The sequence below is a fragment of the Pedobacter sp. N23S346 genome, from assembly GCF_048515415.1.
GTDB lineage: Bacteria > Bacteroidota > Bacteroidia > Sphingobacteriales > Sphingobacteriaceae > Pedobacter.
In genome coordinates this window covers 185,384-198,621 of the sequence record NZ_JBLYEE010000008.1, presented here as the reverse complement: position 1 = coordinate 198,621, position 13,238 = coordinate 185,384, and the positions used below count along the sequence as shown (strand labels likewise).

The window sequence follows — 13,238 nt, the reverse complement described above, 5'->3', positions numbered from 1 at the left end:
CATAAAAAAACCGGCCTCGAATAAACAAGACCGGTTTGTAAAATATTTGGTTTAGTGATTTACCATTTTTTTCTGCGTTCGCCACTTCCACCTTCACGATTTCCACCCTCACGACTTCCGCCTTTATCTTCACGACTACGTCCAGAGAAATCTCTGAAACCGCCACCGCTTCCGCCCTCACGACTTCCACCTTCTCTGCGTCCACTACCGCCAGAACTTCTTCTGTCGCCACCGCCACTATTTCCACCACGGTAACCACCGCCACCGCCGCTTCTGCGTTCGCCGCCACCAAATCCACCGCTACGTCTTTCACCGCCACCGCGTCTTTCGCCACCGCCTTCACGACCACCATCTCCGCTTTTTTCAATGCGAACCTGGCGACCATTGAATTCAACAGATTTAAAGCCTTCAAATACAGTATCAGCTACAGCATCTTCTACTTCAAAGAAAGAGAAAACACCTTTTAAATCAATTTTACCAACGCTTTTGCCACCGATTTTACCGTTGTTACAGATAAATGATAACATATCGCCGCGTGTAAATTCATCTACAGAACCTAAGTTGATGAATAAACGAGTGTAACCTTCGCTACCACGTCCACGACCAGCACGTTCGCCTCTTTCGCCACGATCTTCACCGGCTGCAGCATTTAAATCTGGAGCTTTAGAATAGTAATCCAAGAAACGGTTAAATTCTAATGAAGCAAAACGTTTGATTACATCCTCTTTAGATAAATCTTTAAATTCATCCATTATGCGGGGAATGTATTGATCAATTTGCTCTACATTAACTTCTACATTATGTACTTTATGCACTAATGAGAATAATTGTTTTTCACAAACATCAAATCCTGTTGGTAATTCAGCTTTGGTAAATTGTTTACCAATAATGCGTTCCAGTTGACGGATTTTTCCGGTTTCTTTAGAGTTGATGATACAGATTGAAATACCAGTTTTACCAGCACGACCAGTACGGCCAGAACGGTGGGTATAACTTTCAATCTCATCAGGTAAAGAATAGTTAATTACGTGAGTAACGCCACTTACATCGATACCACGGGCAGCAACATCAGTAGCAATTAGTAATTGCATGTTACGCTCACGGAAACGTTGCATTACTTTATCACGTTGTTGTTGCGATAAATCGCCGTGTAAAGCATCAGCATTGTAGCCATCTTTAATTAAATGCTCAGCAACATCTTGTGTATCCAATTTGGTTTTACAAAATACTACCGCAAAAATTTCAGGGTTGAAATCTACAATACGTTTTAAGGCCGCGTATTTATCACGTGCACGAACAATATAATATTCGTGTTCGATGTTTACGTTACCAGTGTTTTTGGTGCCCATGGTTAATTCAACAGGCTCGTTCATGTATTTTTTAGCAATACGGCGAACTTCTGCCGGCATAGTAGCCGAGAATAACCAGGTTTTTTTGTCATCAGGAGTAGTTGATAAAATGTCGTTAATGTCATCCTGGAAACCCATATTTAACATTTCGTCAGCTTCATCAAGCACAACATATTTAACACTTGAAAAATCAATGGCTTTACGGCCAATGATATCCAACATACGGCCGGGCGTGGCCACTACAATTTGTACGCCTTGGCGTATTTCGCGTAGCTGTTGCATAATGTTCGCGCCACCGTAAACGGCAACAACGTGGGCATTAGCAACGTTTTTAGAAAAGTTTTTAAGGTCGTTAGCGATCTGCAAGCATAACTCACGGGTAGGGCATAAAATTAATGCCTGTGGTTTATTAACTTTGAAATCGATTAGTTCTAACAGCGGCAAACCAAATGCGGCTGTTTTTCCTGTTCCTGTTTGGGCCAAACCAACAAAATCATTAGTGCCTTCTAACAGTACAGGAATACTTTGCTCCTGAATAGGCGTTGGAGTTTCAAATCCAAGGTCCTTTACGGCATTAACGACGTCATCACTTATCCCCAATAATTGAAATGGGTTTGTCATTCGTCTTTTATTTTTAATTGAGCCGCAAAGGTAAGCTTAATTTTTGGTATTTTAAGGGTAGATGGTTAAATAGTTTTTTGTTGTAATGAATTGAAAATTAGGCAATAAGCCTTTTTGTAGTAAGATTACTTCGATTAGATGGTTTAATTAGGCTTTTTCAATATCAATACCTGCCAAAGTATGCTTAAAAATAGGTTCACATTTTTCTTTACAACAGGCATAAAAGTGGCCATGTTTCCAGAAATCCGACTTTGGCGATTGTCCCCACCAGAATTCTGCCAGTGCAATTGGCCTCATTTTATGTAGAAAAGCATACTGTAAAAGTTTAGGTGCTGCGCATTCACCTGCACCCGCTGGTGGTTTTTTGTAACCTGCATCTGTAAAAATTTCCGTTAGGCTTTTTTCCTCACCAGCATGATTTAAAAAATGATAATGTTCAAAAATCTCATCCTGCAAAGCGATAGAATGGGCCTTCCGCTTTTCTTTCAGCCGGGTAATTTCACTTTTGTGCGCGGAAAGGTTTTGGCTCTCCAGATCTTTGATCATTTGATTCATCCCCGTGAGTGCTTCCATCCCGATGTTCAGAAAACTGTTTTCTGTAAGTAAATCGAAAACCGGAGGCACGAACCTGGCATGTAGATTACTGCCCGCTAACTTTCCGGAAAAAGCAGAAAGGTATCCGATTTCGCTATTTTGGTTTTGAACTACTAAAATACCAAACATTTTGCCAATAACGGTGCCATCGTTTTGGTTAGTTAAGCCAAAGTTATGTGTCCAGTCGGTTTGGTTGGATAAGTAAATCTGAAGTTGTTTCGCCGCCAGTAAACACAGTGGATGAGGTTTGGTGATCATCAAACTAAATTTTTTCGAAACAGTTTCCTGGGCGATCACTTCATCGAAAGGTGTGAAATAAGGATCAGTAAAAGTATCGGACATTCAGTGTTGTTTACTTAAGTTTGTTTTTGAACAACCAGTTTGGCAACTCTTCTCCTAAAAAAGACATAGAAAATATATCGTTATGCGATAATTGATCGAGTTCCCAAAAACGGATTCTATTTTTAGAACTCAATTCTTTATAAAATTGCTCATCACTGGAAAACGGATTTTCAGTGTCTATATTTCCATGAATTAACCAAAGTGGAATTTCCGATATTGTTTCTATGTTATCAAACTGTGGGATACCAGAGATGCTGATTCCAGCTGCAAATAAATTAGGCTTTAGGGCCAGTACATTAACAGCCGATGATCCACCCATGGAAAACCCGATACCATAAACTCTTTTGTAATCAATATTCAGTGATGTTTTTAGGCTATCGATCAATGCTAATGCGGCTATTAAAACAGGTTGCGGCACAGAAGTGAGTAAATTTCTTTTTTTATCTAAAGTATAATTTGAAGATCGGGATGGAAACTGTGGCGCTAATACATATGCCGGATATTTAGTCTGGGTCTTATCCATTGCAAAAAGCTTAGCTAAAATTCCAACCTGGTTCAGGTTATCGGTGCCAATTGCATTTGAGCCATGAAAAACAACAACTAACGGAAGTTTTACTTGCTTAGCATTTAATGGTTTAAATAAGCGATAGGTGAGAGTAATATCAGAAGTGTCTTTAAACAAACCTTTCTCAAAACTTTTTACCTCAAAACTTTTTATTGCTGATATTCTTTCCTTAAGCTGAAGCGAATCTGATTTCTGAGCAATTTTTGTTCTTCCGAATGTTGAAATTCTATTGCTACAAGCAGAAGCAGTTAGTAGTAAAACAGCTATAAGAAGATAAAAATACCGATTAAGTCTGAATGACATGTTGAGTCTTTGGTATTTAGATATTATCTCAATCTTTCAGCCGAGCGAATCAGGCGTTCATCTTTATTAATGCCAAAAATAGCCAATACAACAAACAGGATTGCTACTGCTGGTAAATATGCACCTACACCAAAACTTGCACCTTCAATCCCACCCGGAAGTTCCTTTGCATAAACACTGCACCAGAAAGCAAAACCAATAATCGACAGAATGTTGAAAATGGCCAGGCGTTTTTGTAGCGTTCTCCTTTTAAAAAGAAAGATGTTTATGAAACATAGGAGAATTAATACAATATTGGTAATAAGCAAAGGCAAAAATACTTCGGCAGTTAATACTTTCGCATCTTTTGCCTGGGTAATGTGATGTGATCCACTGGTATAAATGATGGATTCGGCGCCATCAAATACCTTTGTTGCTATAGGTAAGAAGATCATGAGGACTAAAACCAGGGTTGCTAAAAAAAACCAGATTGTTTGTATTCTTTGTATCATGCTGATAATAAATTTGTCACAAACTTAGCTAAAAATGCATATGCTTGCAAAGCAAGGTGCTAAGAATTAATTTGGAGGTGTTTCTATTTCAACTCAAGAATTTTAAAATGAGAATCAGAGAGAATGAATTCATACCGGCCATCAGGATACAGCTTCATCGATGTTCCACAAGTAGCACGCTTCACAAAAACATTCTGGCGTAAATATCCACCATCAACGATCACTTTAGGATTGCGAAATACAAGCTTATTGAAGTTATTTCCACTTTCTCTAATTCTCAATATGGTAACGTTTGTGTGGATATTTTGATATCGTTCGGTATAATCATTTGCGCTTTGAATCACCCGGGCAATATATTGATCACTTTGTTCATCGAGCACATTCCAGCATGTTTCTTTATTAAATTCGTATTTCACAATTATGGTGTCCTGTATTTTTTCATTGGAAATCTGCGCTAAATAATTTCTGATACTGTCTGCTTTTAAGCGTGTAAAAGTTCTTGATAGCTGGTTATTGATCATGTATAGTTTTGATCCGGAGCAAGAAATGATAGTGGGAAGAATCGCCAAGAACAAGATCGCGACGGAGGTTTGGAATTTCATGAGCGTTTTTGAGTCGTTGTTTAGAATTGATAATTTTTATAAGTTAAATATTATTTCACAATAAAATCTTTACAGTCGAAATATATTTAATTGCGGTGCACTATCGGTGCATATTAAAAGGAAAAAAGTATTTTTGCAGCGCTTTGAATAAAAAAAGGTACTTCATCCAAATCGCTTATGATGGCAGCTTATACCACGGCTGGCAAATTCAACCAAACGCAATCACTGTACAAGAGTTGTTAGATCGGGCTATGTCGACGGTTTTGAGGCAGCCTGTAGAAACTTTGGGTTGCGGAAGAACCGATGCTGGCGTACATGCCAAAGACTTTTATGCACATTTTGATCTTGAAAATCCAGACGAAAATAAAGTCTTAAGTTCCGTTACGGGGATCAATGCACTTTTACCTTATCAAATTGCGGCAAAACGAATCATTCCAGTTCATGATGATGCACATGCCCGTTTTGATGCTACTTCCCGCGCTTATAAATACTATGTTCATTTTGAAAAAGATCCTTTTAAGCTTAACCGATCGTGGTTGGTTAAAGATAAATTAAATGTAGCAACAATGAATGACGCGGCGGCTTTGCTGTTAGATTATACCGATTTTTCATGTTTTAGCAAATCTAATACTCAAACCTTTACCAATAACTGCAAAATTGTTCAGGCGGTTTTCGAAGAGATAGATGGTGGTTTAGTTTTTACTATTCAGGCCGATCGTTTTCTAAGAAACATGGTAAGGGCAATAATGGGCACTTTGGTTCGCATCGGGAAAAATGAAATTAACTTAACAGATTTTAAAGCCATCATTGAAAGCAAAAACCGTAGCAATGCCGGACAATCGGTACCTGCTTGTGGGTTATATTTAGTAAAAGTAGAGTATCCTTATATTAAATGATTGATTGAGAGTTACGGGTTAAAGGTTATAAGTTACAAGTCAGGATGGAAAGTTGTTTTGAGTAAAAAGTTATCAGTTACCAGTATTAAGTTATAGGTCAGGGTGCAAAAAAAAAATATAAAAAAATGAATTAAACCTTTCAGAGCAACAGTTTCTAAACCCATAACCCATAACCCATAACCCATAACCCATAACCCATAACCCATAACCCATAACCCATAACCCATAACCCATAAATGGCAGTAACAGGCGAAGTATATAACACAGGATTACTGAAACGTATTTTTCAATACGTAAAGCCTTACCGTGCTATTTTTGTTTGGTCGGTAATTTTAACTGTTTTGCTGGCGGCAATTTCTCCAGTTCGTCCGTTTTTAATTAAATATACACTTGATCATTACATTCTTGAAGGTGAGTATAGCGGCTTGCTGAACATGACGATGCTAATGATCTTTATGTTGGTTTTGCAAACACTGATTCAATATAACCACACCCTTTTAACCAATACACTCGGGCAATCCGTAATTCGCGATTTAAGAATTAATGTCTTTAATCACATCACCAAACTCCGGTTAAAGTTTTTTGATCAAACACCTATTGGTCAATTAATCACCAGAACGGTGTCAGATTTAGAAACCATTGCCGATATTTTTTCTGAAGGTTTAATATCGATGATTGGCGATTCATTACAGGTGGTGGTAATTGTTGGGGTAATGCTTTATACCGATTGGGAATTGAGTTTGGTGGTGCTTTTGCCAATTCCATTATTAATCATGGCCACCAGGAAGTTTCAAAAAGCAATTAAAGTTTCTTTCCAGGAGATTAGGAATGAGGTTTCCAACCTGAACACTTTTCTTCAAGAACATATCACAGGCGTTTCCATCGTTCAGTATTTCGCCCGGGAAAGGCAGGAATACAAAAAGTTTTATGCCATTAATAAACGCTACCGTGATGCCAATATCCGTTCGAACTGGTATTATTCTATTTTCTTTCCTGTGGTGGAATTGATTTCGGCCATGTCTCTGGGCTTGTTAATCTGGTATGGTGCCAAAAGTATTTTGGCTCATCCGCTTGATGTAACGCCAGGTACAATTACGCAGTTTATTATCTACCTGGGGATGGTTTTTACCCCAATTCGCCAACTGGCGGATAAATTTAATACCCTGCAAATGGGAATGGTGGGTGCAGAACGCGTTTTTAAAGTGTTAGATACCAAAGAAACCACGCCGAATGAAGGACATCAAAAACCAGAAAAACTAGCAGGAAATATTGAGTTTAAAAATGTTTGGTTCGCTTACAATGAAGATCATTATGTGTTAAAAGATCTAACTTTTGAGGTTAAGGCAGGCGAAACGGTAGCTCTTGTAGGCGCAACTGGTGCAGGAAAATCATCAACCATCAATATTCTAAACCGCTTTTATGAAATAGGAAAAGGTAACGTTACGGTAGATGGGATTAAGATTGAAGACTTCGATTTAGATTATTTACGCAATCATATCGCTACTGTTCTACAGGATGTTTTCTTGTTCTCTGATACGATATTAAATAACATCACCCTGAATAACCCTGAAATCACCATAGAAGAGGTAGTTAATGCATCCAAAAAAGTAGGCGCACATGAGTTTATAGAGCGTTTGCCAGGTGGCTATCAGTATAATGTAATGGAAAGAGGTGCAACGCTTTCTGCCGGACAAGCGCAATTGATTTCGTTCATCCGTGCTTTGGTGCATAACCCTGCGATTTTAGTTTTGGATGAAGCCACCTCATCGGTTGATACCGAAACCGAACTGCTGATTCAAAAAGCAATTGATAATCTGATGGAGGGCAGAACTTCCATTGTTATCGCACACCGATTATCTACCATCCAGAAAGCCAATCAGATTATTGTATTGGATAAAGGCGAGATCAAAGAAAAAGGAACACATCAGCAATTATTAAAATTAAACGGTTACTACAAAAAACTTTACGACCTGCAATTCTCATCCAGCGGTATTGCTAAAGCTTAATTTCATCATATTCCGATAGAATTTCCTAATTTAACATCTTCAAACCCAGAAGATGAAAATACTTAAATTATCAGCTTTTCTGCTGATCTCCTTAATCACATTAAACCTTTCTGCACAGCAGAAAAAATATGTAATGGTTATTCATGGCGGTGCCGGAACCATTTTAAAAAAGAATATGACGCCTGAAAAGGAAGCCGCCTATATTGCGGTGTTAACACAAGCTTTAAAAGCAGGTTATGAAAAAATTAGGTCTGGCAAAACAAGCTTGGATGCTGTCGAGGCAACCATTCACGTGTTAGAAAATGATCCTCATTTTAATGCGGGTAAAGGTGCTGTTTTTACCCACGAAGGAAAAAATGAACTGGATGCGGCTATTATGGATGGAAAAACCTTAATGGCCGGGGCTGTTGCAGGCGTAACTACCATTAAAAATCCAATCTCTGCCGCTCGTGCAGTGATGGAAAAATCAGAACATGTAATGATGGTTGGTGCGGGTGCAGATCAGTTTGCCAAAGAAGCAGGCCTGGAAATCGTTGATCCAAAATATTTCTGGACAAAGGAACGTTGGGATGGTTTGCAAAAAGCCATTAAAGAAGATTCTACCAAAGCTGTTTTGGATCATGGCAGCAAAAAATCTGAACTTCTGGGAGTTAAAAATCACGATTATAAATTTGGTACGGTAGGCTGTGTGGTCCTGGATAAGGCCGGAAATCTGGCTGCCGGAACATCAACTGGTGGTATGACCAATAAAAAATATGGTCGTGTGGGTGATGCACCTATTATTGGCTCCGGAACCTATTGCAATAATGAAACTGCCGGAATCTCTTGCACCGGCTGGGGTGAGTTTTACATCCGTAATGTAGTGGCTAAAACTATTTCCGATTTAATGGAATATAAAGGTTTGTCAGTGAGTGAAGCTTCGAAAATTGCATTAGATAAAGTGGGTAAAATGGGTGGCGACGGCGGTTTAATTGCCTTGGATAAAAAAGGAAATATGACCATGCCATTCAACACAGAAGGCATGTACAGAGGCGCAATTACTGCAGATGGCAAGATTGAAGTAAGTATTTACAAATAAATGAGGACGCTATTTATTGATTGAAAAATGTGATGAGTTTGGAGTGGAGGGTTAGGAGTATGGAGTTTTATGCGCAGACCCAAGCGATAGTATGATGCTAAACTAAATTAATAACTCAAGCATTAGCTCCCTACTTAGCCAAACTGACTATCCGCCTGGTATTCCCAACTCTCCACTATCCTATTTGGTAATCCACCTAACGTTCCTAACTCAAAACTCTCAACTCAAAACTATCTAATCCGCCTGGTACGCTCAACTCAAAACTCCCAACTATTTAAACTACCTTTGCAGCAGAAACATGCACACAGCTTGTTTAATTAATCCAGATCACATTGGCTCAAGAAGAACAAAATAACCGCAAAGAAAAAAGCGAGTTACACCCACGCAACAAACACCGTTCGCGTTACAATTTCAAACAACTTATCTCTACTTCAAAAGAATTAAAGCGTTTCGTTTTCAAAAATGAACATAACGATGATTCGATTGATTTTGCAGATCAAAATGCAGTTAAAGCATTAAATAGGGCATTACTAAAATATTTTTACAATATCTCCCAGTGGGATATTCCTCAGGATTTTCTTTGTCCGCCAATTCCAGGCAGGGCAGATTATATCCACTACGTTGCAGATCTTTTAGGCTCTAGCGCTAAGGGTAAAATTCCAAAGGGAAACAAATTAAATGTGCTTGATATTGGCGTTGGCGCAAATTGCATTTACCCGATTGTTGGTCACCAGGAATATGGATGGAATTTTGTTGGTTCTGAAATTGATCCACTTTCTGTAGATTCAGCCAAGCGTATTATAGAGGCAAACAAAGAATTACAAGGTGCGATTGAAATCCGTCTGCAGTCATCAAAAATGGGGATTTTCAGGGGCATTGTTGGGGCAAGAGAACGTTTCGATGCCGTGGTTTGTAACCCGCCATTCCACTCTTCGTTAAAAGAGGCCGAGCAAGGTACCCGTCAGAAATGGCGTAATTTAGGTGGAACAGAAAAGGAAGTAAAACACGTATTAAACTTTGGTGGTAACAAAGCAGAACTTTGGTGCCCGGGCGGTGAACGCGCATTCGTGGAACAGATGATTATCCAAAGTGCTCAAATTAAAGATCAGGTGTTGTGGTTTACCTCACTGGTTTCGAAAAGTGCAAATTTAAAAAGCATCTATGGCGCACTGGTAAAAGCAGATGCTTTTGAAGTGCGCACAGTACAGATGAGCCAAGGCCAAAAAATAAGTCGTTTTGTAGCCTGGACTTTTCAGGATGATGAAGCGCAGGCTGAATGGGCAAAGGGATGGAAAAGTAAGTCTGCTGTCGAAAGTCCGAAGTCTTAAGTAGAATATCGAATAATTAAAGATTTATAAATGCAAAGCCAGATTAGCAACTAAGTTAGTCTGGCTTTTTGTATTTATTTCTTTTCATAAACGATCATAATTACCAAATCATTGTTTGCATTTGGAGCAATGCCATGAGCGCTTCCGGGGCGGGTTAAGATCGCGTCTCCGGGTTTAACGGCAAAGGTTTTACCATTCATTTGCATCTTTCCATAGCCACTGATGATGTAGTAAATTTCATCTTCTTTTTGCAGGTGGTAGCCGATGGAAGAACCAGGTTTCAGAATTCTTTTCTTAAATACAGTTTTGAGGTTCCTGGCATTGCTGAAGAAATTAAAGCCGATAGTTTCGCCTCCGCCGTTGTGCGTTCCAGCTTCTTTTTTCGCTACATCAATATCGTTTTGTAGAATATACCTGGTGGTATCAGGAGTTTGCGCCTTAGCATCAATGGATAGCAAGCTAAAAATGGCTATAACAAGGAATATTTTGGTTTTCATAAAAATTAATTTTGGTATTGGATTTTCATCTGCTTTAGTATTTAAGCTTTTCGCTTTGTTCTTTAAGCTTTAAGCTTCGGTCTTTAAGCTTTCCGCTTCCGTTTATGTTTTTTAAAGTTACTAACCCTAATAAACAAAACACTTAGAGGGTTAGTAACTTTTACGAGTAACTTTATATAAAAAGATTGAAGTGCAAAGCAGGGCTCCGGCTGCCTTAATGCAATTCCTTACATTTTCCTGAAAAAACGCGGCAAATAATATGCTTTTAGGTTTGACTTTCCACTCCAAAATATTAGATTTGCACAAAAAAATTGATACATGAGCGTTTTAGTAAATAAAGATTCTAAGGTTATCGTTCAGGGTTTTACCGGAAACGAAGGAACTTACCATGCAGAGCAGATGCTGGCCTATGGTACAAACGTAGTTGGTGGTGTAACCCCTGGCAAAGGTGGGCAATTACATTTAGAGAAGCCTGTTTTTAATACTGTTAAAGATGCTGTTGATCAAACAGGAGCGAATGTATCTATCATTTTTGTGCCACCAGCTTTTGCTGCTGATGCAATTATGGAAGCTGCCGAAGGTGGTATTAAAGTGATTGTTTGTATTACTGAAGGTATCCCAACTAAGGATATGATTCAGGTAAAAGAATATATTACCGGCCGTGATGTTACTTTGATTGGCCCTAATTGCCCGGGTATTATTACTGCTGATGAAGCTAAAATTGGTATCATGCCAGGTTTTATCTTCAAAAAAGGTCATGTAGGTGTGGTTTCTAAATCAGGAACTTTAACTTACGAGGCTGTAGATCAGGTTGTTAAAGCTGGCTTGGGTATTACAACTGCTATCGGTATTGGTGGTGACCCAATTATTGGTACGCCAACTGTTGAAGCCGTAAAATTATTAATGAACGATCCTGAAACACATGGTATCATCATGATTGGTGAAATTGGTGGTGGAATGGAAGCTGAAGCTGCGCTTTGGATTAAAGAACATGGTACTAAACCTGTTGTAGGGTTTATCGCTGGTCAAACTGCGCCTGCGGGACGTAGAATGGGTCATGCTGGTGCGATTGTAGGTGGTGCTGACGATACAGCTGCAGCTAAAATGAAGATTATGGCTGAGTGTGGTATTCGCGTAGTAGAAAGTCCTGCTGAAATTGGTGCTGCAATGGCAGAAGAATTAGCAAAATAAGCGTTTAAAATTTCTTTATAGAAAAGCGTTTCGATTAGGTTCGGGACGCTTTTTCTGTTGGTATTTGCCACGGAAACACAAAGGCACGGAAAGAAAAATGGAAAATGGGCTTAAATTTATGAAGTGGTTTTGTAATTATTTGCCACAGAACACTAAAGCAAGTAAAGGAAAAATATGAATATTTTAGAATTTTAATTAGTTTAGGCCAAAATTATCATTTATGAATTATGAAATAAAACAAGATAATTTTCCCTATAAAAACGAGACTGATTTAGTTATTAATGCTGCAATTGAAGTTCACAAAGATTTGGGCTGTGGATTTCTTGAAATTGTTTACAAGGATGCAATTTGTATTGAATTTGAAAGTCGAGGCTATCATTATGAGCGAGAAAAACTTTACCCAGTTTATTACAAAGATATTTTGTTACCCCACTGCTTTTATGCAGATTTTATAGTTTTTGATTCGGTTATTTTAGAAATTAAATCTAAGAGTGGAATTGCCAATGAGGATCTTGCTCAAACGATTAATTATTTAAAATGTTCTGAGTGTAAGGTAGGTTTGATTTTAAATTTTGGCAAATCGACTTTAGAAATCAGACGGGTCGTTTTATAAATAATTCTTTGTATAAAAACTCATTCTGTGTTTTCCGTGGCAAACTAATTTAGTCGCTCATCTTGTCTGTTTGATATAGGATTTAAGCTTTGATCTCTAAAATCTCATTCCGTGAATTCTGTGTTTTCCGTGGCAAACTATTTAGTCGCTCATCTTGTCTGTTTGATATAGGATTTAAGCTTTGATCTCTAAAATCTCATTCCGTGAATTCGGTGTTTTCCGTGGCAAACTATTTATTAGCTCATTTTCGTCTGTATGATATACGATTTAAGCTTTGATCTCTAAAATCTCTCTCCCTGAATTCTGTGTTTTCCGTGGCAAACTATTTAGTCGCTCATCTTGTCTGTTTGATATAGGATTTAAGCTTTGATCTCTAAAATCTCTCTCCGTGGATTCTGTGTTTTCCGTGGTAAACTATTTATTAGCTCATTTTCGTCTTTATGATATACGATTTAAGCTTTGATCTCTAAAATCTCATTCCGTGGATTCCGTGTTTTCCGTGGCAAACTATTTAGTCGCTCATCTTGTCTGTTTGATATACGATTTAAGCTTTGATCTCTAAAATCTCATTCCGTGAATTCGGTGTTTTCCGTGGCAAACTATTTATTAGCTCATTTTCGTCTGTAATGATATACGATTTAAGCTTTGATCTCTAAAATCTCTCTCCGTGAATTCGGTGTTTTCCGTGGCAAACTATTTATTAGCTCATTTTCGTCTGTATGATATACGATTTAAGCTTTGATTTCTAAAATCTCTCTCCGT

12 protein-coding genes are annotated in these 13,238 nt (G+C 38.3%); 6 read left to right on the top strand and 6 right to left on the bottom strand.

Annotated elements, in window-relative coordinates; genetic code table 11:
* Positions 1–59 precede the first annotated feature (59 nt).
* From ACN1CD_RS15540 to ACN1CD_RS15520, 5 genes are all read right to left on the bottom strand, one after another.
* Positions 60–1,970 (bottom strand): DEAD/DEAH box helicase, encoded by a 1,911-nt coding sequence (locus ACN1CD_RS15540; RefSeq protein ID WP_419131303.1) that lies wholly within the window; start codon positions 1,968–1,970, stop codon positions 60–62.
* A 147-nt stretch (positions 1,971–2,117) separates the two neighbouring features.
* Entirely contained in the window at positions 2,118–2,906 is a 789-nt protein-coding gene (locus tag ACN1CD_RS15535) for a hypothetical protein (protein WP_419131302.1), read from the bottom strand.
* A 10-nt stretch (positions 2,907–2,916) separates the two neighbouring features.
* Positions 2,917–3,774 (bottom strand): dienelactone hydrolase family protein, encoded by an 858-nt coding sequence (locus ACN1CD_RS15530; protein ID WP_419131301.1) that lies wholly within the window; start codon positions 3,772–3,774, stop codon positions 2,917–2,919.
* 23 nt (positions 3,775–3,797) lie between these two features.
* A complete protein-coding gene (locus ACN1CD_RS15525) occupies positions 3,798–4,265 on the bottom strand; it encodes a DUF4293 domain-containing protein (RefSeq protein WP_419131300.1) in 468 nt (155 codons plus the stop codon).
* A gap of 83 nt (positions 4,266–4,348) precedes the next feature.
* A complete protein-coding gene (locus ACN1CD_RS15520) occupies positions 4,349–4,786 on the bottom strand; it encodes a hypothetical protein (protein ID WP_419131299.1) in 438 nt (145 codons plus the stop codon).
* 224 nt (positions 4,787–5,010) lie between these two features.
* On the opposite strand from ACN1CD_RS15520, the gene truA reads away from it, so the two are divergent.
* The 4 genes from truA to rlmF all read left to right on the top strand — a co-directional run bounded on the left by truA (position 5,011) and on the right by rlmF (position 10,175).
* Entirely contained in the window at positions 5,011–5,763 is a 753-nt protein-coding gene (gene truA / locus ACN1CD_RS15515) for a tRNA pseudouridine(38-40) synthase TruA (protein ID WP_419131298.1), read from the top strand.
* Between the two features lie 236 nt (positions 5,764–5,999).
* The gene (locus tag ACN1CD_RS15510; RefSeq protein ID WP_419131297.1) at positions 6,000–7,769 is read left to right on the top strand and encodes an ABC transporter ATP-binding protein; all 1,770 of its coding nucleotides are present in this window, start codon (positions 6,000–6,002) and stop codon (positions 7,767–7,769) included.
* Between the two features lie 52 nt (positions 7,770–7,821).
* Positions 7,822–8,847, top strand: a complete 1,026-nt coding sequence (locus ACN1CD_RS15505; RefSeq protein WP_419131296.1) for an isoaspartyl peptidase/L-asparaginase family protein — start codon at positions 7,822–7,824, stop codon at positions 8,845–8,847.
* 332 nt (positions 8,848–9,179) lie between these two features.
* A complete protein-coding gene (gene rlmF / locus ACN1CD_RS15500) occupies positions 9,180–10,175 on the top strand; it encodes a 23S rRNA (adenine(1618)-N(6))-methyltransferase RlmF (RefSeq protein ID WP_419131295.1) in 996 nt (331 codons plus the stop codon).
* 74 nt (positions 10,176–10,249) lie between these two features.
* Here the strand turns inward: rlmF and ACN1CD_RS15495 are convergent, their stop codons facing one another.
* Entirely contained in the window at positions 10,250–10,672 is a 423-nt protein-coding gene (locus ACN1CD_RS15495; RefSeq protein ID WP_419131294.1) for a cupin domain-containing protein, read from the bottom strand.
* 318 nt (positions 10,673–10,990) lie between these two features.
* On the opposite strand from ACN1CD_RS15495, the gene sucD reads away from it, so the two are divergent.
* Both sucD and ACN1CD_RS15485 read left to right on the top strand, forming a co-directional pair.
* The gene (gene sucD / locus ACN1CD_RS15490; protein ID WP_419131293.1) at positions 10,991–11,863 is read left to right on the top strand and encodes a succinate--CoA ligase subunit alpha; all 873 of its coding nucleotides are present in this window, start codon (positions 10,991–10,993) and stop codon (positions 11,861–11,863) included.
* 220 nt (positions 11,864–12,083) lie between these two features.
* A complete protein-coding gene (locus ACN1CD_RS15485; protein ID WP_419131292.1) occupies positions 12,084–12,476 on the top strand; it encodes a GxxExxY protein in 393 nt (130 codons plus the stop codon).
* Positions 12,477–13,238: the final 762 nt, after the last annotated feature.

Bases quoted from the DNA above. Each gene is read 5' to 3' on its own strand.
- ACN1CD_RS15495 (WP_419131294.1), bottom strand. From the start codon at position 10,672: ATGAAAACCAAAATATTCCTTGTTATAGCCATTTTTAGCTTGCTATCC.
- ACN1CD_RS15535 (WP_419131302.1), bottom strand. From the start codon at position 2,906: ATGTCCGATACTTTTACTGATCCTTATTTCACACCTTTCGATGAAGTG.
- ACN1CD_RS15530 (WP_419131301.1), bottom strand. From the start codon at position 3,774: ATGTCATTCAGACTTAATCGGTATTTTTATCTTCTTATAGCTGTTTTA.
- ACN1CD_RS15505 (WP_419131296.1), top strand. From the start codon at position 7,822: ATGAAAATACTTAAATTATCAGCTTTTCTGCTGATCTCCTTAATCACA.
- ACN1CD_RS15485 (WP_419131292.1), top strand. From the start codon at position 12,084: ATGAATTATGAAATAAAACAAGATAATTTTCCCTATAAAAACGAGACT.
- ACN1CD_RS15510 (WP_419131297.1), top strand. From the start codon at position 6,000: ATGGCAGTAACAGGCGAAGTATATAACACAGGATTACTGAAACGTATT.
- ACN1CD_RS15540 (WP_419131303.1), bottom strand. From the start codon at position 1,970: ATGACAAACCCATTTCAATTATTGGGGATAAGTGATGACGTCGTTAAT.
- ACN1CD_RS15525 (WP_419131300.1), bottom strand. From the start codon at position 4,265: ATGATACAAAGAATACAAACAATCTGGTTTTTTTTAGCAACCCTGGTT.
- ACN1CD_RS15520 (WP_419131299.1), bottom strand. From the start codon at position 4,786: ATGATCAATAACCAGCTATCAAGAACTTTTACACGCTTAAAAGCAGAC.
- sucD (WP_419131293.1), top strand. From the start codon at position 10,991: ATGAGCGTTTTAGTAAATAAAGATTCTAAGGTTATCGTTCAGGGTTTT.